Consider the following 19,240-nt stretch of genomic DNA (forward strand, 5'->3'; position numbering starts at 1 on the left):
CACTGCCAGGATCCGGACTATGCGACTCATACGCTCCGTACGCACGCCCCCGGCAACAGGCCGGCGCCCCGTCACCCATCTGCTGACCGCGGCTCTGCTCCTCACCGGCGCCACCGCCTGTTCCACCCTGGGCGGCCCGCCCCTCGAGGCCCACGACGACGCGCACGCGCAGGCCGGTCAGGTCCAGGCGCAGCAGCTGACGCGGGAGGAGCGGATGGCGGCCGCCAGGAAGTGGGGGCTGGACCAGCCGCCGCTCGTGGCGCCGCCCCCGCCCAAGGTCAAACCCCAGCTGACCACGCCCGACTGGGCGGACCAGGGACCCGGCCTGATCCCCGTCTTCGCCGGCGTGCCGACCACCGAGAAGGTCGTCTTCCTGACGATCGACGACGGGGCGGCGAAGGACCACTCGTTCCTGCAGATGCTGCGGGAACTCGACGTCCCGGTCACCGCGTTCCTCACCGACGAGTCGGCGGCGGACGACTACGGCTACTTCCGCGACCTGCACGCGCAGGGCGCGTCCATCCAGAACCACACGCTGCACCACCCGCAGATGATCACGATCTCCGAGGACGAGCAGCGCGCGGAGGTCTGCGGCCAGCAGGACATCCTCCAGAACGAGATCGGCGTCCGCCCGTGGCTGTTCCGGCCGCCCTTCGGCGACTTCGACGCCGGGACCCTCGCCGTCGCCGAGGAGTGCGGCGCGCGTGCCGCGCCGCTGTGGAACGAGGAGGCGTTCCCGGACCGGATCGACTTCCGGGAGGACGACCCGCAGTTCCACCCCGGCGACATCATCCTCACGCACTTCAACGGCCCCCAGGCGTGGAACGCCACCATGCCGGACATGCTGCGCACGGTGCTGCGCAAGGCGACGGAGCAGGGCTACGCGCTGGCGCGGCTGGAGGACTACGTCTGACCCGGCGGGCCCGCCGGGGCCGGGCGGGGTCAGGCGTCCCCGTACGCCTCGCCGCCGAGCTCCAGGCCCGCCGAGCCCGCGGTGGAGTCGGCCAGCCAGGCCCGGAAGCCCTCGACCTCGGCCTCGGGCAGGCCGACCTCGATGCGGACGTCGGCGCCGTAGCGCACCTCGCGCACGGCCCGGCCGGTGGCCCGCAGGTCGTTCTCCAGCTTCCCCGCCCGCTGGTGGTCGACGGTGACGGTGGCCAGCCGGAACCGCTGCCGGGTCACCGTGCCGAGGACGTCGAGCGCCTCGCCGACGACGCCTCCGTACGCCCGGATCAGCCCGCCCGCGCCGAGCTTGACTCCGCCGAAGTAGCGGGTGACGACGGCGACCACGTACCTGACCTCGCGGCGCACGAGCATCTGGAGCATGGGAACGCCCGCCGTGCCGCCCGGCTCCCCGTCGTCGCTCGCCTTCTGGACGGAGCCGTCGGCGCCGAGGACGTACGCGAAGCAGTGGTGGCGGGCGGTGGGGTGCTCCTTGCGGATACGCGCGATGAAAGCCTGGGCCTCCTCCTCGGTCGCGGCGGGCGCGAGCGCGCAGAGGAAGCGCGACTTGCTGATCTCGATCTCGTGCACGCCTTCGCGCGCCACTGTCCGGTACTGGTCCTGCATCCCGCCACCCTATGCGCAGTTCGGGAATGGTCCGGCGGGGATGCTCGTTGAGCGGGCATGTATGCAGAGGCGGGGATCATCCGCAGGATCATCGAGGAGACCGGCGACACGTGGGCGGTCGTCGGTCTGTCGTCCAACAAGGGCCGGGCGGCGTACGGCGTCGCCGAGGTGTTGCAGCGTCACGGCAAGCGCATCGTGCCCGTCCATCCCAGAGCCGAGACGGTCCACGGGGAGAAGGGGTACGCGTCGCTCGCCGAGATCCCCTTCCCCGTCGACGTGGTGGACGTCTTCGTCAACAGCGACCTCGCGGGCGCCGTCGCGGACGAGGCGGTCTCGATCGGCGCGAAGGCGGTGTGGTTCCAGCTGGGCGTCGTCGACGAGGGGGCGTACGACCGGACCCGCGCGGCCGGGCTTTCGATGGTGATGGACCGCTGCCCGGCGATCGAGATCCCCCGCCTGCGCTGAGCGGGGGCCGGGCCTTCAGTCGGTGGCTTCCGCGAGCCGCCGCAGCAGCGGCCCCACCTCGACGAGCCGGCGGACCTCGTCGGGGCGCAGCGAGGCGAGGCGCCTGGCGAGCACCTCGGCCTCGCCGCGCGCGAGGCCGGCCAGCGCGGCGACGCCGCGTTCGGTGAGCGTGACCCGGCAGGCGCGGCCGTCCGTCGGGTCGGGCTCGCGGCGGATCAGGCCCGACGCCTCCATCCCGAGGACGGCCGAGGTGGCGGTCGGCTGGGAGCAGGGCACCCAGGCGGCGATCTCGCCGATCCGGGAGGGGCCCTTCTGCGCCAGCAGGGCCAGGACGGCGACGTGCGTCAGCTGGAGGCTGCCCGCCGTGGATGCCTTGCGCAGGCTGCGGGTGAGCCGGTGCAGGGAGATCACCAGTTGCAGTGCCTCGTCGTCACCGATCGTCATGGCTCAAGCCCATCGCACCGTACGGTCCAGGTCAGGGGAGCATGATAGTGGGCGAGTACATGTCCAACCACAGAGCCAGGTCCAGGGTCCTCTCGAGCCCGTGCCGGGACGCCTGGGTGATCTGCGGCGAGTCGTGCTCCGCCGCCCGTCGCAGCCAGTCGCGGTCGACGATCTCGAAGACGGCGTGCGAGGGCCGGGAGAGCAGGTCCTTGGCCTGGCGCTGGAGGGCGACGGCGTACTCCGGGTCCTGGGTCGACGGATAGGGGCTCTTGACCCGGTCGTAGACCGACCGCGGCAGGACGTCCGCGGTGGCCTCCCGCAGCAGGCTCTTCTCACGTCCGTCGAAGGACTTCAGCGACCACGGCGTGTTGTAGACGTACTCGACGAGCCGGTGGTCGCAGAAGGGCACGCGCACCTCAAGCCCGACGGCCATGCTCGCGCGGTCCTTGCGGTCGAGGAGGATCCGCACGAAGCGGGTGAGGTGGAGGTAGCAGATCTTGCGCATGCGGAACTCGAAGTCGCTCTCCCCGTCGAGGCGTTCGACGTCCTTGACCGCGGCGTCGTAGCCGTCCTGGACGTAGGAGTCGAGGTCGAGGGCACCGGCGGTGCGGGCGGTCATGATGCTGTTGTCGTCGCCGAAGTCCTGTGCGTGGCGGACGAGCCAGGGGAAGGTGTCGGCCCGGCGGGCCTCCTCGTCGAAGAACTGCTTGTAGCCGCCGAAGACCTCGTCGGCGGACTCGCCGGAGAGGGCGACCGTGGAGTGCTTGCGGATCTCCTTGAACAGGAGGTAGAGGGAGGAGTCCATGTCGCCGAGGCCCACCGGGATGTCCCGCGCCCGGATGACCTTGGCGCGCACCTCGGGGTCGGCCAGGGCGGTGGAGTCCAGCACGATGTCCTGGTGGTCGGTGCCGGCGAGGCGGGCCACGTCGTGCACGTACGGCGTGTCGGGGGTGGCGCGCAGGTCGTCCGCCACGAAGTTCTCGGTCCGGCCGACGAAGTCGACGGCGAAGCTGCGCACCGTCTCGCCCACCTCGCCCAGTTGACGGGCCGCCAGCGCGGTCATGGCCGAGGAGTCGAGGCCGCCGGACAGCAGGGTGCAGCGCGGCACGTCGGCGACGAGCTGACGGCGGACGATGTCGTCGAGCAGCGTGCGCACGTGCGCGATCGAGGTGTCCTTGTCGTGCGGGTGCGGGCGGGTCCGCAGCGCCCAGTAGACGTGGGTGCGCAGGCCGTTGCGGTCGACGGTGACCACGGTTCCGGGCTCGACCTCGTGCATGCCCTCCCAGACGGCGTGGCCGGGCGTCTTGATGAACGCGAACAGCTCGCGGAGCCCGGCGACGCCGACCTTCCGCTCGGCGAGCGGGTTGGCGAGGATCGCCTTGGGCTCGGAGCCGAACAGCACGCCGTCGGAGGTGGGGTAGTAGTAGAACGGCTTGATGCCCATGCGGTCGCGGACCATGACGAGCCGCTGGGCCTTGTCGTCCCAGATCGCGAACGCGGCCATGCCGTTGAGGCGTTCGGCGACGGCCTCGCCCCATTCGAGGTATCCGCGCAGGACGACCTCGGTGTCGGAGTCGGTCGTGAAGCGGTGGCCCCTGGAGGTCAACTCGGCGCGCAGCTCGGTGAAGTTGTACGCCTCGCCGGAGTAGACGAGGACGACCTCGCTGCCGTCCGCCCTGCGGGCGGTCATCGGCTGCCGGCCCCCGGCCAGGTCGATGATCGCGAGGCGGCGGTGGCCGAGCGCCGCGGGGCCCTTCACCCAGGTGCCGCGGTCGTCGGGCCCGCGGCAGGACATCGTCTCGGTCATCGCGTCCACGGTCTCCTGCGCGGAGCGCAGATCACGGTCGAAGGAAATCCAGCCGGTGATGCCACACATGCCATGCCCTCCTGATCCGACGCGGGACCGCCGGACGCCGTGAGCGGGGCGCGATGAGGCGCGGCGGCACGGCGACCCCCGCATGTCTGTTGTATCGAGCACCTATATAAATCGTCCGCCTCGAGTGCGGCTCCGTCAACCTCGCCGTAACGCGCCCGCAGCCGTGCCGCGCGCCGCCACGGGCGCGGCGGGCGCGAGCGGGGCCGGCCCTGAACTGCGGCTTTGCGGTATGCCTCGGTCCGCTTCGGCGGGCCGGGGTCGGCCCGCGCGATGCGCGGGCGTGACAGAGGTTTTACCCGGACCCCCGCCGGGGGCCGTCAGTGGGCGGGGGCGACGGCCACCGCCATCGTCATCGTCACGTCTTCCGCGCCGTCGTTGCGGTACGTGTGCGGGACGCCGCCGTCGAAGGTCGCGGACGTCCCCGCGGGCACGGCGTACTCCTCGCCGTCCACGACGAGCGTGAGATCGCCGGACGTCACCGTGAGCAGCTCGACCGTGCCGGGCGGGTGGGGGTCTGAGTCGTTGCTGTCGCCCGGGGCGATGCGCCAGTCCCACAGCTCCAGCGGCCCCCGCCCCTGCGCGCCGACGAGCAGCGTGGTGTGGCTGCCCGCCTCCGTCGACCACATGCGCACGGCCTCGTCGCCGGGCACCAGCCGGACCCGCGCGCCGCGCTCCTGGTCCAGGAGGGTGGTGATGCTGACGCCGAGCGCGTCGGCGAGCTTGACGGTCGTCCCGACGCTGGGGTTGGTGCGGGCCTGCTCGATCTGGATGATCATGCCGCGGCTGACCCCGGAACGGGCCGCCAGCGCGTCGAGGGTGAAGTTGCGCTCGCCGCGCCAGCGCTTGAGGTTGCGGGCGAGCGACTGGGTGAGCTGATCGAGGTCCGTCACGGTCTTCAGTCTTTCCCTCGGACTCTTCGGTGCAACATTTTATTGGCGCGGTCTAATAAATTGCACTACGGTGCGCTGTACCGCACTGTTCAGCACACTGTACTGCGAGGTTCCTTCGATGACAGCGGTCTTCGCCCTGACCACCAGCCTCCTGTGGGGGCTGGCCGATTTCGGCGGCGGGCTGCTCACCCGTCGCATCCCCGCCCTGACCGTCGTGCTGGTCTCCCAGCTGCTCGCCGTCGGCGTGCTCGGCACCGTCGTCGTCGCCACCGGCGCCTGGACCGAGGCCGGACCCCGGCTCTGGTTCGCCGTAGCCGCCGGCGCGGTGGGCCCCGCGGCCATGCTCGCCTTCTACCGCGCCCTCGCCCTCGGCCCGATGGGCATCGTCGCACCGCTGGGCGCACTCGGCGGCGTCGCGGTACCCATCGGCGTCGGCATCGCCGCCGGAGAACGGCCCGGCCCCCTCCAGTTCACCGGCATCGCCATCGCCGTCACCGGCGTCGTCCTCGCCAGCGGCCCGGCACGCGGCGGCACCCCCATCGCCCGCCAGACCCTGATGTACACCCTCCTCGCCGCATTCGGCTTCGGCGCGGTGATGGCCCTGATCGCGGAGGCGTCGACCACCCTGACCGGACTCTTCCTCGCCCTCTTCGTCCAGCGCGTCTGCAACGTGCTCGTCGGCGGCACCGCGCTGTGGGTCTCCGTGCGACGCGGCGGCCGCGCCCTGCCGGAGGACGGCGGCGCGGGCGCGGTACGGGCCGCACTGCCCGCACTCGCCTTCGTCGGGCTCGCGGACGTCGCGGCGAACGGCACGTACAACCTTGCCGCGAACAGTGGGCCGGTGACCGTGGCCGCCGTCCTCGCCTCGCTCTATCCGGTGGTGACCGCGCTGGCCGCGCGCGGCGTTCTCAGCGAACGGCTGCGCTCGATGCAAGCCGCAGGCGCGGGGCTGGCGTTGGTGGGCACGGTGCTTTTGGCTGCGGGCTGAGCCGTTTTCCGCCTGCGGCGGGCCTTCTCCCCCACCCCGCCCCTCCCCGAAACCGGGGAGACCCCGGACCCCCTTGAAGCGGCTGCGCCGCTTGTCCTCAAACGCCGGACGGGCTGAAATCAGCCCGTCCGGCGTTTGAGGACAGCGCGCGAAGCGTGCTCCGGGGTCTGGGGCGAAGCCCCAGTTTCGGGAAGGGGCGGGATAGGGGAAACAACCCGCCGGGCCGCACCCGACCGGGGGCCCGGGGCAGAGCCCCGGTCTCGGCGGAGCCGAGCATCAGACTTCACACGGCCCCGGGGCCCGACCCAGGGTTTTCCAGGGACAGGAGTTGTTCCGGGGTCACCCCGTCAGGGATCGGTACCGGCGTCGGCGTGCGCAGGGGTGGGATCCAGCCGGTGTCCGGCTCCCAGCGTCGTACGATTTTCGCGGGTGCGCCGGCCACCACGCAGTGGTCCGGGACCTCGCCGCGGACCACCGCGCCGGCCGCGACGACGACGTTGCGGCCGAGCCGCGCGCCGGGCAGGATCACCGCGCCCGTGCCGAGCCAGCTGCCGGAGCCGATCGTGACGGGCGCGCTGCGGGGCCACTGTCTGCCTATGGGCTGGTCGGGGTCGTCGTAGGAGTGGTTGTCGCTGGTGACGTAGACGTACGGGCCGCAGAACACGTCGTCGCCGAAAGTCACCCGCCGGGACGCGACCACATGGCTGCCCCGGCCGAGGACCACGCCGTTGCCCAGGGTCAGCACGGGTTCGGGGCCGAGGTCGAGGCCGGGCATCATGCCCGCGGTGAGGGTGACCTGTTCGCCGATGATGCAGTGGTCCCCCAGCTCGATCCACCGCTCGCCGAACACCGTGCCCAGGGGGAACGCCAGCCGGGTGGCGGGCCCGATGCGGGCGAAGCGGTAAGGGCCGGGGTGTTCGGCGGTGACCGCGCCGGCCCGCTGGACCCAGCGCCAGCCGTGGTGGACCGCACGGGACGCGGCGCGACGCCCCCAGGCCCGTAGAGCCTCGGGGGCGTCGAATGAGAACGTGTTCCGGTTCTTCGGCACCCGCTCACCGTACTCAGCCGGGTCCGTCCCGGCCGAGGCGGTGCGCTGTGATCTTCCCCCTACCTGCCGTCGGCTGCCCCCTGTCGCGCCCGCCGGACCTCGTCGGCCAGGAGCTCCGTGTAGTCGCGCGCCCAGCGCTCCACCGTCGTCCGGTCCCACAGGTCGGTGGCGTATTCGACGAATCCGGTGAGGGCGTCCCCGGCGGGCACCAGACCGAGGCTGAACTCCGCGCGGGAGCCGGACGGGGCGAGGTCCTCCACCGCCGTCGTCACACCGGGCAGCTCGATGTCCGTCTCCAGCGAGTTCTGGTAGGCGAAGCCGAGCGGCAGCCGGGCCGGCATGTCGACGCCGAGCCGCTCGCGCACGGCCTCGGCGATTCTCGCGGGCGGCAGGATGTGGTCGATGCCCTGGATCGCGGTCCGCGCGACCTGGTCCACGAGGTCGGTGAAGGCGGGGCTCCGGTCGGTGCGGACCCGCAGCCCGAAGGGCAGGGTCGTGCAGGCCACGAGCGCCTCCAGCTCGTGGCGCCCGCGGTTGGCGTACGGCACGGCGAAGAGGACGTCCGGGCGGCCGGACTTCTCCGCGAACAGCATGGCCGCGGCGGCCGCCGTGACCGCGAACGGGGTGGTGCCCCGGTCGGCGGCCAGCGCCTCGATGTCCGCCCGGGTGCGTGCGGGCACGGTGAACGTCACTACCGCGCCCCGCCCGCTCGGCACCGGTGGCCGCGGCCGGTCGAGCGGCAGCTCGTGCCGCAGGGGCGCGCCGTCGAACTCGCGCAGCCAGTACGCCGGCTCGCGCCCGTCGTCCGGCTCCCGGGCGTGGTCGAGCTGCCGGCGGGCGTACGCGGCGGGCTGCGGCGGCTGCGGCAGCGCGTCGGGGACGCCCGTCGCGGCGGCCGTGTAGAGGGCGGCGAACTCCTTCAGCAGGACGCTGACCGCCCAGCCGTCGCACATGGAGTGGTGCAGGACCCAGAGCAGCACCCAGGTCGTCCCGCCGGTGCGCAGCAGCCGGAAGACCGGTGCGACGCCTTCCGCGGGGTCGAAGGGGGTGTTCGCGACCTGCCCGCTGATGCGCTCCACCTCGGCGTCGCGGGCCTCGGGTGCGTACGGCGTGAGGTCCTCGGTCGGCAGTTCCACCGGCCGGGGCGGCAGCGCCTCCTGCCACCACTGGCCGGTGTCCTTGGCGTAGCGGGTCCGCAGTCCGTCGTGGCGCTCGACGAGCCGGGTGAGCGCGGTGCGCAGGGCCGCGGTGTCCAGGGTGCCGGTGAGGGTGATCCGCAGGGCGACGTTGAACACCTGGGGCAGGGCGTGCTGTTCGTGGGCGGTGAGGTAGCCGGTCTGCTGGGGCGTGACCGGTGCCCGCTCCCCCGCGCCCGCCAGCCGGGCGGCCATGGCCCGGACCGTCGGCTCCTGGTAGAAGCGGACCATGGGGTAGTCCGTGCCGAATTCCGTGCGGACCCGGTTGAGCAGCCGGATCGCGGTGATCGAGTGGCCGCCGAGGTCGAAGAACGAGGCGTCGGACCGGATGGCTTCCGCGTCGGTGCCCAACTGGGCGGCCCACAGGGCCCGCAGGCGCCGCTCGACGCCGGGGAGCGGATCGGGGGCGGGCGGCCCGGCGTCCGCTCCGGCGGGGGCGGACGGGCTCGCGGCCTCGGGTGCCGGGGCCCGGGTCACGATGTCGGCCTGGGGCAGCGCCGCCCGGTCCAGCTTGCCGTTGCCCGTGTACGGCAGGGCGGCCAGGACCGCCCACTCCCGCGGTACGAGGTACTCCGGCAGTCGTGCGGCGAGTTCGTCGGCCATGAGGTCGGCGAACGCCCGGCGGTCGGCGGCGGTGTCCCCGACCGGGTCGGCGGGCACAGCGTAGGCGGCGAGACGGGCCTCACCACTGCCGTCGCGCAGGGCGAGCACGGCCGCGTCCCGTACGCCGTCGAGTCCTTCGAGCGTGCGGGCGGTCTCCTCCGGTTCGACCCGGAAGCCGCGGATCTTCACCTGTTCGTCGGTCCGGCCGCGGAACTCCAGGCGCCCGTCCTCGGTCCAGCGGACGAGGTCGCCCGTGCGGTACACCCGGCCGGCCACCGGGTCCTGCCGGAAGTGCTCCCGCGTCGCGGCGGGCCTGCCCAGGTAGCCGCGGGCCACACCGGCACCGGCGACGTACAGCTCCCCCACCGTGCCGACGGGAACGGCGTCGCCCGCCGCGTCGAGCACCCGCACGCGGACGTTGTCGACGGGCCGGCCGATCGTGACCGCGCCGTGGCCGTCGGGCGCGACCGTCCCGGCCGTGCACAGCACGGTGGCCTCGGTCGGTCCGTAGATGTTGAGCGTTTCGTACGGGGTGCCGGGGCGCGGGCGGGTCCGCAGGGCGTCGCCGCCGATCAGCAGGTGGCGCAGCGGGGGCTGGTCGTCCGGGGCGAGTTCGAGGACGGTCTCGCCGAGGGCGGTGGGCAGGACGGAGAAGGTGACGTCGCGCGCCCGGTACCAACGGACCAGGGCCAGGGGGTCCTTGCTCACGGTGCCGTCCTCGGCGATGGCGAGGGAGGCGCCCGCGGTGAGCGCGGGCCAGATCTCCAGGACCGAGGCGTCGAAGCTCTGGCTGCAGACGACGGCGGCGCGGTCGGCCGCGGTGAAACCGAAGCGGCGGTGGTGCCACTGGCAGAGGTTCAGGACGGCGTCGTGGGTTACGGCGACGCCCTTGGGGCTGCCGGTGCTGCCGGAGGTGTGGATGACGTAGCAGAGGGACTCGCGGCCGGCGGCGGCCGGAGCGGTGGCGGTGGTGGCGGCCGGGGCCGCGTCGGGGGCGAGGACGGGCAGGCCGTCGGGCAGGTCCGGCAGGGCGGTGCCGGACGGGACGGCGATCAGGGCGCGGGGCCCGCACTCCGCGATCACCGCCGAGGCCCGCGCCCGGCCGAGGGCTGGGTCGAGCGGGAGGTAGGCGTGCCCGCTCTTGAGGACGGCGAGCATGGCGACGACGAGTTCCGGGGAGCGCGGCAGCCACAGGGCGACGGTGTCGTCGGGGCCCGCGGGTCCGGTGCGTTCCCTGATCGCGGCGGCCAACTGTTCGGCGCGTGCGTCCAGTTCGCGGTAGGTCAGCGCGGCATCGCCGCAGAGCACGGCGGTGCTCTCGGGTGCCGCGGCCGCCTGCCGGGCGACGAGCTCGTGGACGGTCGTGCCGTCGACGGGGCGGACGGGGCCGTGCTCCCACGGCAGCGGTACGGCGTCGCCGTGCGCGACCGGCGCGGCGAGCCGGGACAGCGGGGTCCCGGGTGACTCGACGGCCGCCGCGAGGAGTTCGCGGAAGGTCGCGAAGAAGCCGTCGGCGGTCTCCGCGTCGAAGAGGTCGGTGTTGTACTCCAGGTGGCAGCGGATGCCCTCCGCCTGGTCCGTGAAGTAGACGGCGAGGTCGGTGAGGGCCTTGTCCGGGCCCTCTTCCAGCGGGGTGGCCCGGATGCCGGGCAGGTCGAAGCGGAACGGCTCGCTGCGCTCGAACTCGGCGAGCACCTGGAAGACCGGCGTGCGGTCGGTGGCGCGGGGCGGGGCGAGTTCGCGGACCACCGTCTCGAACGGCACGTCGGCGTGGTCGTACGCGTCGAGGGCGACGGTCCGCACCCGGTCCAGCAGTGTGGTGAAGGCCGGGTCGCCGGTGAGGTCGACGCGCAGGGCGAGGGTGTTGACGAAGAACCCGAGCAGGTCCGCGGCGTCCTGCGGGCGGTTCGACATCGGGGTGCCGATGACGATGTCCTCCTGCCCGGTGACGCGGTGCAGCATCGCCGCGTAGCCGGCGAGCAGCGTCATGAAGAGCGTGGCGCGGCGGCCGCGGCTCAGTTCGCGCAGCCGCGCGGACAGGGCCGGGTCGAGGGTGCGGAAGACCGCCCGGCCGTTGGACGTCATGGTCGCGGGCCGCGGCCGGTCGGTCGGCAGGTCCAGCACCGGCAGTCCGCCGCCGAGCGCGGCCCGCCAATGGGCCAGGTCCTCCGCCGCCTTGGGTCCTTCCTGCCCGGCGAGCTGCTCGCGGGCGTGGTCGGCGTAGCCGCGCGTCAGCTCGGGGAGCCCGGCGGGCGTGCCGTCGCGCTCGGCGCGGTAGAGGGCGGACAGGTCGCGGGCCAGGACGGCGGCGGACGCCGCGTCGACGACGATGTGATGGAGGGAGAGGACGAGGACGTGCCGACCCTCGGCCTCCTTCACCAGCCGGGTGACGAACAGGGGCCCGTCCACGAGGTCGAAGCGGCGCGCGCTCTCGGCGGCCAGCACCTCGCGGACGGTGTCGCCCGCGCCGTCGACCAGCGCGAAGTCCGGTTCGCCCGGGGCCCGTACGAACTGCCGTGGCTCGCCGTCGACCTCGCGGAAGACGGTGCGCAGCCCTTCGTGGCGCGCGACGAGTGCGCGCAGGGCCGCGCGCAGGGCGGGCACGTCGAGGGGGCCTTCGAGCCGTACGGCCTTGGTCTCGTTGTAGGCGGTGCGGCCCGGGAGCAGGTGTTCCAGGAACCAGATGCGCTGCTGGCCGGGTGAGAGCGGGGCGGGCTCGGGGGCCTGCGGGGGCGGGGTGTGCCGGTAGCGGCGGCGCAGCGCGTCGACGCGGGTGAGGGAGGCCCGCAGGGCGTCGGGTGCCACCCCGAAGTCCACGAGCGAGACGATCTCGTCGGCGCCCGCCGCGGTGACCTCGTCGACCACGGGCGAGACGGTGTCGACGGTGCCGATGAGGGCGCGCTGGTCGCAGTAGCGGCCGTAGGCACGGCGGAAGACCGTGTCCAGGTCGTCCTCGCTGAGGGCCTCCGGGTCGACACGGTGCCCGAGGCTGTCGGTGACGCCGCCGAACAGCGAGAGCGAGGCGCGCATGTAGCGCGACAGGGGTGCGTACGCCTCCGCGCGCGCCGTCTCGTGGTCGTCGGCCAGATAGGTGTGCAGCAGGACCGCGACGCGGCCGGTGTCCGGGTCCAGTCCGTGTGCGGCCCGGGTGCGCCGGTAGAGCGCGACGTTCTCCCGGAGCTGGTCGACGGTCTGGGTCATGAGGTTGGTGACGATGCCCAGGTCGTGGCGGGCGGCGAGTTCGTACGAGGCGGGGTTGCCGACCACGGCCGTGTACATCGGCGGGGCGTCCTGGACGGGCCGGGGGAAGAGCCGGACGGCGGCCTCGCCCTCGCCGGTGGTCCGGTTGAGCGCCTCGCCCCGCCAGAGCCGCCGCACCTCCTCCACCTGCTCGTACACCATCTCCTTGTGGCGGCCGAAGCGGTCGGGGAAGAAGGCGAAGTCGCGGGCGTGCCAGCCGCTCGCCACGCCGATGCCGATGCGCCCCCCGGAGAGGTTGTCGGCCATCGACCACTCCTCGGCGACCCGGATCGGGTCGTGGAGAGGCAGGACGACGGAACCGGCGTTCAGCCGGATGCGCCCGGTCTCGCGGGCGAGGGCCGCGGCGAGGACGGCGGGGTTGGGGAAGAGCCCGCCGAAGGAGTGGAAGTGCCGTTCGGGCATCCACAGCGCGTGGAAGCCGTGCCGGTCGGCGAAGCGCGCGGTTTCGAGGACGAGGTCGTACTTGCCGTGGCGGGGGGCCTCGTCCTGGGGGTAGTCGCCGAAGAAGTAGATGCTGAAGTCGGGGGCGGTCCTCCTGGGTGGCGCCGGGGCGGCCGACGCCGCGGGTTCTGTGCGGGCGACCGCTCGCGCGGCGGCGTTCCAGGGCATGGCGGGGGCGACCGGCGCGGGAGCGGGCGGTGCGGGAACGGGCGGCGGCGTGGGTGCGGCCCGCTTCGTGCCCGGGAAGAAGCCCGCCCCGCGGAGCTCGAGCAGCGAGCTCTTGACCGCCTCCGCGACGAATTCGAGGTCGCCGTCCGAGTGGGCCGTGGACAGGAAGAAGTTGCGCCACTCCCAGACGTGGACGCCGCGCAGCATCAGGTGGTGGTAGAGCAGCTCCATGTCGGCGCGGTGGTCGAAGCGGAACTGCGAGCCGAAGTGGCTCATCCGGAGCGGGAATTCCCCCTCCTCGAAGAAGCCGTTGAGCGTGGCCGCGAGCTCGGCCGTCCGCGCGTTGAGCCGCTCCTGGAGGGTGGGGCTGTGCTCCTTGAGGTGGGCGAGGACGGCGCGGGCGGCGACCATCGACACCGGGTGCTGGATGTACGTACCGCCGAAGAAGGTCGTGTCCGCGGGCGGGTAGCTGTCGTCGCCGTAGCTCCAGTAGCCGCCGTCGACGCCGTCCATGATGTCGGCGCGGCCCGCGATGGCGCCGATCGGGAAGCCGCCGCCGAGCAGCTTCCCGTACGTCGCCAGGTCGGGCGTGACGCCGTAGAGCTCCTGCGCTCCGCGCAGCGCAGGGCGGAAGCCCGTCAGCATCTCGTCGAACATCAACACGATGCCGTGACGCTGCGTCAGTTCGCGTAGTTTGCGCACGAATTCGACCGGCTGGAGGGACGGGTGGCGGCTCTGCACGGGCTCGACGACGACCACGGCGATCTCGGCGGCGTGCCGCTCGATCGCCTCCAGGCTCGCCTCGGCGCCGTAGTCGAGGACGAGGAGTTCGGCGACGGCGCTGTGCGGGATGCCGCTGGACACGGGCACGGTGACCCGGTCGGTGCCCGGCCCGGAGGAGCGGCCGAGCACGGTGTCGGCGTGCCCGTGGTAGGCGCCGTTGAAGACGACCATCTTGTCGCGGCCGGTGGCGGCCCGGGCCAGGCGGATCGCCGCGGAGTTGGCCTCCGTGCCGGAGTTCGCGAACGCCACCCGCTCCATGCCGGTGAGCTCGGCGAGCAGTTCGGCCGCCTCGCCGGTCTCGGTCGTGCGCGGGCCCAGCTGGATGCCGCGGGAGAGGTGTTCACGGACGGCTTCGGTCACGAACTGCGGCTCGTGGCCGAAGAGGAGGACGCCGAAGCCCATGGTGATGTCGACATAGCGGTTGCCGTCGACGTCCTCCAGCCGCGAGCCGCTCGCCCGCCGCCCGGCGATGGGGTAGAGCATCTCCTTGGTGCCGCTGCGGAAGCCGACGACGGCCCGGCTGTCGGCGAGGACCCGGCGGTGGCGCTGGGCGATCTCCTTGGAGGACGGGGTCCGGGCGGTGTAGCGGCGCACGAGGTCGTCGAGGTGCTCCTGCTGGGAGCGCGGCGAGGCGCCCTGCACCATCCCGGCGGAGCGCGGCACGCTCACGCGGGGGCCGTGCGGGCGCTGCCGCCCGGCGGGCGGCGCCTCGTCCGGGGCGGCCAGCCGGCCCGCGATGCGCTGCGAGAGTTCGGCCATGGCGGCCAGGTCCTGGTCGAGTGCCGCGGAGGCGGCGGCGAGCCCGGTCACGGGGCGACCTTGCCGTTGATCCGGGTGGTGGCGGCAGCGGTCTGGAGCGAGAGCAGCTGCGACAGCTGGGACATCATCTGGAGCTGGATCTGCGCTATCTGATGCAGCTTCTGGGCAAGGTCCTCGAGCTCGCCGCGGGTGGCGTAGGCGTCTTCGGAGGCGGGCGGTACGGGCTCGGTGGCGCGTACGGGCTCGTGCGCGACGGCCGGTGCGGGGTCCGGGGCCCGTACGGGCTCGGGAATCCGCTCCTCCGGGCCCGCGGGCGCGTCGCCCGGGGAGAGCGGAAGGCGGCGCACGATGAGCTCCGCGAGCTGCCGTGGTGTGCCGGTCTCCTCGAAGAGTTCGCGCATCGACACCTTGACCCGGTGCTCCTGCTCCAGCTCCCGCAGCACGCTGATCATCTGCAGCGAGTCCGCGCCGAGGTCGAAGAAGGAGGTGTCCCCGGTGATCTCCTCGGCGGCATGGCCGAGGTGCCGGGCGGTGAGTGTGACGATGCTCCGCAGGACGCGTTCGACCGCTGCTGCCTCGTGCTGTGCCACTACGGCTCCCTTTCTCGCTGATGTGCCGGACCGGACAGCCGTCGGCTCCGGTCCCGTCCAGTGGTTCCTGTGCTGGAATCGGTGGCCGGGCAGCGGGATCCGGCGCCCGCCGGTGCCCTCGACCAGCGCCGTCCAGGCGATGTCCGCCCCGGCGCAGTGCAGTTCCGCGACCGCCGACCACAGCGCCGCGAGCCCGGCGCCGCGCCGCAGCGTGGGCACGGCGCGTACGCCCGCGAGGGAGCGCCGGGCCAGGCCGCTGAGGGTGGTGTGCGGGCCGATCTCGACCAGGGCGTCCGGGCGGTGCGTGCCGAGGGTGCGCAACACCTCGTCGAAGCGCACGGGTTCGCGGGTGTGGCGGACGAGATATCCGGCGTCGGGGGTCCAGCCGGGCGGGCGGGTCATCCCGTCGAGCCCGCTGATGAAGGGGACGGTCACCGGCCGGAAGGTCACGGTGCCGAGCACCGCGCGCAGGGGTTCGAGCACCGGGTCCATGAGGGCGGTGTGGAAGGCGCGGGCCACCGGCAGCCGCTCGCCCCGGATGCCGCGCTCCTCCAGCAGGGCGCTCAGCCGCGGGGCGGCCGCGGCGGGTCCGGCGAGGACGTGGCCGCGCTCGCCGTTGGCCACGGCCGTCTCGACGCCGGGGACCTCGGCGGCCAGCGCGTCCGCGGTCGTGCGGTCGACGGGCACGGCGATCATCGCGCCCTCGGCGCAGTGCCGTTGCATGAGGCGGCCGCGCTCGGCGGTGACCCACAGGCCGTCCTCCAGGGACAGCGCCCCGGCGGCGTACAGGGCCGCGTACTCACCGGCGCTGTGTCCCGTCACGGTGTCCGGGGTGACGCCCAGGTCCTGCCACAGCCGTACGAGCGCGCACTGGAGCGCGTAGAGGGCGGGCTGCGCGGTGTCGGTGTGCCAGATCCCGCCCGCGCCGTCGCCGCCGAGGAGCCCGTCGAGCAGGGTGGCGCCGTACAGGTCGCGGTAGTGGCGCTCGCAGGCGTCGAGCGTCTCGCGCACGACGGGGAAGCGCTCGTGGAGGGCCTGTGCCATGCCGGGGTAGGGGGCGGCCTGGCCGGTGAACTGGAAGGCGGTCCTGGCCGGTTGCTCACGGGGTGCCGTGCCGGTGGTGACGGCCGGGGTGCGCGGGTCGGCGAGCCAGGCGTCGAGGGCGTCGGCGAGTCCGGCCGGGGTGTCGCCCCGGGCGGCCAGCCGGTGCCGGAAGTGGGTGCGTCCGAGCGCCGCGGTGGTGACGAGGTCCGCCGGGTCCGTGCCGGGCCGCTGCCGCAACCGGTCGCGGAAGGCACGGGCGTTGGCCGCGAGGGCCGCTTCCCCGCTGCCGGAGAGCACCAGGACCCCCGGCGGTGCGGTGCGCCCCGTGCGGGGCGCGGGGGCGGGGGCCTCTTCGAGGACGAGGTGGACGTTGGTGCCGCCGACGCCCAGGGAGGTCAGGCCCGCGCGGCGCGGGGTGTCACCCTCGGGCCAGGGGGTGGCGGTGCGGGGGATGCGGAAGGGGCTGCCGTCGAGGGCGAGCAGGGGGTTGGGGCGGGTGAAGTTCGCCATCGGCGGGATGACGCCGTGCCGCAGCACCAGCAGCGTCTTGATCAGTCCGGCCAGGCCCGCGCAGACGTCGAGGTGGCCGATGTTGGCCTTGACCGAGCCGAGCGCGCAGTAGCCGGTCCGGTCGGTGTCCTCGCGGTACGCGGCGGTGGCGCCGTCGAACTCGATCGGGTCGCCCTTGAGCGTCCCGGTGCCGTGGGTCTCCAGATAGCCGATGGTGCCGGCGCCGACACCGGCCCGGTCCAGGGCGCGGCGGATGGCGTCCCGCTGGCCGCTCGCGCTGGGGGCGGTGTACGCCTTCTTGTCCGAGCCGTCGTTGGTGACGCCCCAGCCGCGGATGACGCCATGGATGGTGTCGCCATCCGCGAGGGCCCGGTCGAGCCGTTTGAGGACGACCGCGGCGACGCCCGTACCGCCGACGGTGCCGTCGGCCCCGGCGTCGAAGGCCCGCAGCCGGCCGGTCCTGGAGAGGATCGAGCCCTTGACGTAGCGGTAGCCCAGCACCTGGGGGACGTGCACGGCGGTGGCACCGGCGAGCGCGATGTCGCAGTCGCCCATGAGCAGGGACTGCGCGGCGAGTTGCACTCCGACCAGGGAGCTGGAGCAGCCGGTCTGGACGCTGACCGCCGGGCCGGTGAGGCCGAGCCGGAAGGCCACGCGGGTGGCGGTGAAGTCGGTGTAGTTGCCGACCATGGTCTGCATCCGGGAGAGCCAGTCGTCGCCGGGCGCGCCCCGCAGGACGTTGTTGAGGAGGTAGTTCTCCATGGAGTACAGGTGGTAGCCCGTACTGGCGTAGACGCCGACGCGGGTTCCGTCGCGCTCGCCGGGGTATCCGGCGTTCTCCAGGGCGTGCTGGGCGCACTCCAGGAACATCCGGTGCTGCGGGTCGGTGAGCTGGGCCTCGCGGGCGCTCATGCCGAAGTGCCGGTCGTCGAATCCCGCGATGTCGTCGAGGATGCCGGAGGCGCCGACGAACTCCGGGGAACGGTACTGCTCCTCGGGCACCCCGGCGGCCGCGAGTTCCTCGTCGGTGAAGCGGGTGATGCAGTCCGTGCCGTCGCGGATGACGCGCCAGAACTCCTCGGGGGTGTCCGCCCCGGGTAAGCGGAAGGCCATGCCGATGACCGCGATACGGGGGTCGGTGGAGGGGCTCATGTGCTGTGTCCTTCCGCGGTGGGGGCTTCCCTGCCCGGCGCTCCCCCGGTGTCCTGCGCCGGTCCGCCGGCCGGCTGTCCGGCCCGCCGCCGGGCGTACGTGCCGCCGCGCCGGAAGAGCACGGCCAGGAGGGCGGCGCACAGGACGATCGCGAGGCCGTGGAAGAACGCGACCACCGGCAGGGGCGCGAAGTGGTCGAGCAGGGCGGCGCTCACGATCATTCCGAGGCCGAAGCCGGTGTTCTCGGCCGAGGCCGACAGCCCGAAGAGGCGGCCGCGCTGTTCGTCGGGGGCGGCCTGGAGCCGTGAGACGTACACGATCTCGGTGAAGCCGTCGGCCATCCCCGCGACGAGCGCCGCCGCGACGGCGGGCACGGTGGGCAGCCCGGTGAAGACCAGGATGAACGCCGCGGACATCACACAGGACCCGACGGCGAAGGCGCGCTCGCCGGGGGTGCGGCCGGACTTGTTCATCAGCCGGCCGCACAGCTGCTGCGCGACGATGTTGCCCAGGGCCCAGGTCGCCCAGAACTGGCTGACGAACGTGGCGGGATGGGCGGGGTCCAGGCTGTCGGAGTAGATGGGCAGGGCGACGTTGTGGGACGAGGAGCCCAGCCCGTCGACGGCGCGGACGGCGACCATCACGGCCAGGAGCGGCGCGGTACGCAGCAGGACGCGGTACGCCGACGGTCCCGCCCCCTCGTCGGCGCCGTCGCCCTCCTCCGCGGCGGCGGCCCGGGTGCGGACCGGCAGCAGGAAGAGGATCCCGGCGGAGACGACGAACGTGGCGGCGTCCAGTGCGAAGGCCGTGGAGTAGCCGAAGCGGGCGACGACCACGCCCGACGAGGCGAATCCGGCGATCATGGCGAGGGAGCGGCCGGTGACCAGCAGGCCGTTGGCGCGGGCCCGGTGGTCGGCGCCGACGATCTCCGGGACGCTGCTGCGGAGCGCGACCTGGGAGAGGGTCGAGCAGGCGCCGGTCACGACGGCGAGCGCGAAGAGCAGCGCGACCCGCGCGCCGCCGGGCGCGATCAGCAGCAGGAGCAGGGCCAGCGCCTGGGTGAGGTCGGCGCCCACCATCAGCCGCTTGCGGTCGTAGCGGGAGACGAGGCGGCCGCTGATCAGCCCGGCCGCCACGTTGGTCAGCAGGCGTACGGCCATGAAGAGGCCGGCGGTGAGCGCGCTGCCCGTCACGTGGTAGATGAAGACGTTCAGGGCCACCATGTTGAGGTAGCTGCCGTACGCGGAGACGCCGTTGCCGATGACGAGCAGTCGGAAGTGGCCCATGCGCGCATTCCCTCCACTCGGCAGCCGGGTCGCCGCCGCGGGCAGCGGTGGACGCCTCCACAGTCGCCCGGTTCGGGGCGGTCATGGAGCCACGAGTGTTGGGGACTTGACAGATGGTCACCGTTGCTCATGCGGGCGCCGACCGGCCAACTCTGCGGCGGGCGGCG

At 73.5% G+C, this 19,240-nt stretch carries 11 protein-coding genes; 3 read left to right on the forward strand and 8 right to left on the reverse strand.

Going from position 1 to position 19,240, the window contains the following annotated elements; genetic code table 11:
• Positions 1 to 19: 19 nt before the first annotated feature.
• The gene (locus ABD269_RS18180) at positions 20 to 913 is read left to right on the forward strand and encodes a polysaccharide deacetylase family protein (RefSeq protein WP_301889434.1); all 894 of its coding nucleotides are present in this window, start codon (positions 20 to 22) and stop codon (positions 911 to 913) included.
• Positions 914 to 942: 29 nt separating this feature from the next.
• Here ABD269_RS18180 and ABD269_RS18185 read toward each other — a convergent pair whose 3' ends face one another.
• Positions 943 to 1,569 (reverse strand): YigZ family protein, encoded by a 627-nt coding sequence (locus ABD269_RS18185; RefSeq protein WP_301889433.1) that lies wholly within the window; start codon positions 1,567 to 1,569, stop codon positions 943 to 945.
• A 57-nt stretch (positions 1,570 to 1,626) separates the two neighbouring features.
• On the opposite strand from ABD269_RS18185, the gene ABD269_RS18190 reads away from it, so the two are divergent.
• The gene (locus tag ABD269_RS18190) at positions 1,627 to 2,034 is read left to right on the forward strand and encodes a CoA-binding protein (RefSeq protein ID WP_344119053.1); all 408 of its coding nucleotides are present in this window, start codon (positions 1,627 to 1,629) and stop codon (positions 2,032 to 2,034) included.
• A 15-nt stretch (positions 2,035 to 2,049) separates the two neighbouring features.
• On the opposite strand, the gene ABD269_RS18195 is transcribed toward ABD269_RS18190, so the two are convergent.
• The 3 genes from ABD269_RS18195 to ABD269_RS18205 all read right to left on the reverse strand — a co-directional run bounded on the left by ABD269_RS18195 (position 2,050) and on the right by ABD269_RS18205 (position 5,244).
• Positions 2,050 to 2,478, reverse strand: coding sequence for a MarR family winged helix-turn-helix transcriptional regulator (locus ABD269_RS18195; RefSeq protein ID WP_301889430.1), 429 nt, complete (start codon positions 2,476 to 2,478; stop codon positions 2,050 to 2,052).
• A gap of 31 nt (positions 2,479 to 2,509) precedes the next feature.
• On the reverse strand, positions 2,510 to 4,354 hold the full coding sequence (gene asnB, locus ABD269_RS18200; RefSeq protein ID WP_344119056.1) for an asparagine synthase (glutamine-hydrolyzing): 1,845 nt from the start codon (positions 4,352 to 4,354) through the stop codon (positions 2,510 to 2,512).
• 317 nt (positions 4,355 to 4,671) lie between these two features.
• Positions 4,672 to 5,244: a helix-turn-helix domain-containing protein gene (locus ABD269_RS18205; RefSeq protein ID WP_344119058.1), complete on the reverse strand. Its 573-nt coding sequence runs from the start codon at positions 5,242 to 5,244 to the stop codon at positions 4,672 to 4,674.
• A 118-nt stretch (positions 5,245 to 5,362) separates the two neighbouring features.
• Between ABD269_RS18205 and ABD269_RS18210 the strand changes: the two genes are divergently transcribed.
• Complete coding sequence (locus ABD269_RS18210) at positions 5,363 to 6,232, forward strand: DMT family transporter (RefSeq protein ID WP_344119060.1); 870 nt, start codon at positions 5,363 to 5,365, stop codon at positions 6,230 to 6,232.
• Between the two features lie 283 nt (positions 6,233 to 6,515).
• On the opposite strand, the gene ABD269_RS18215 is transcribed toward ABD269_RS18210, so the two are convergent.
• The 4 genes from ABD269_RS18215 to ABD269_RS18230 are packed head-to-tail and all read right to left on the reverse strand — an operon-like array spanning position 6,516 to position 19,073.
• On the reverse strand, positions 6,516 to 7,280 hold the full coding sequence (locus tag ABD269_RS18215) for an acyltransferase (protein WP_301889424.1): 765 nt from the start codon (positions 7,278 to 7,280) through the stop codon (positions 6,516 to 6,518).
• Between the two features lie 59 nt (positions 7,281 to 7,339).
• A complete protein-coding gene (locus ABD269_RS18220; RefSeq protein WP_344119063.1) occupies positions 7,340 to 14,542 on the reverse strand; it encodes a MupA/Atu3671 family FMN-dependent luciferase-like monooxygenase in 7,203 nt (2,400 codons plus the stop codon).
• Complete coding sequence (locus ABD269_RS18225) at positions 14,539 to 17,787, reverse strand: type I polyketide synthase (protein ID WP_344119065.1); 3,249 nt, start codon at positions 17,785 to 17,787, stop codon at positions 14,539 to 14,541. Before ABD269_RS18225 ends, ABD269_RS18220 begins: the two co-directional genes overlap by 4 nt.
• On the reverse strand, positions 17,784 to 19,073 hold the full coding sequence (locus tag ABD269_RS18230) for an MFS transporter (RefSeq protein WP_344119067.1): 1,290 nt from the start codon (positions 19,071 to 19,073) through the stop codon (positions 17,784 to 17,786). Before ABD269_RS18230 ends, ABD269_RS18225 begins: the two co-directional genes overlap by 4 nt.
• Positions 19,074 to 19,240: the final 167 nt, after the last annotated feature.

The sequence above is a fragment of the Streptomyces blastmyceticus genome (assembly GCF_039521185.1).
Taxonomy (GTDB): domain Bacteria; phylum Actinomycetota; class Actinomycetes; order Streptomycetales; family Streptomycetaceae; genus Streptomyces; species Streptomyces blastmyceticus.

Excerpts from the sequence above, each read along its gene's own strand:
- ABD269_RS18210 (WP_344119060.1), top strand. The coding sequence starts at position 5,363 with ATGACAGCGGTCTTCGCCCTGACCACCAGCCTCCTGTGGGGGCTGGCC.
- asnB (WP_344119056.1), bottom strand. The coding sequence starts at position 4,354 with ATGTGTGGCATCACCGGCTGGATTTCCTTCGACCGTGATCTGCGCTCC.
- ABD269_RS18225 (WP_344119065.1), bottom strand. The coding sequence starts at position 17,787 with ATGAGCCCCTCCACCGACCCCCGTATCGCGGTCATCGGCATGGCCTTC.
- ABD269_RS18230 (WP_344119067.1), bottom strand. The coding sequence starts at position 19,073 with ATGGGCCACTTCCGACTGCTCGTCATCGGCAACGGCGTCTCCGCGTAC.
- ABD269_RS18185 (WP_301889433.1), bottom strand. The coding sequence starts at position 1,569 with ATGCAGGACCAGTACCGGACAGTGGCGCGCGAAGGCGTGCACGAGATC.
- ABD269_RS18190 (WP_344119053.1), top strand. The coding sequence starts at position 1,627 with ATGTATGCAGAGGCGGGGATCATCCGCAGGATCATCGAGGAGACCGGC.
- ABD269_RS18180 (WP_301889434.1), top strand. The coding sequence starts at position 20 with ATGCGACTCATACGCTCCGTACGCACGCCCCCGGCAACAGGCCGGCGC.
- ABD269_RS18195 (WP_301889430.1), bottom strand. The coding sequence starts at position 2,478 with ATGACGATCGGTGACGACGAGGCACTGCAACTGGTGATCTCCCTGCAC.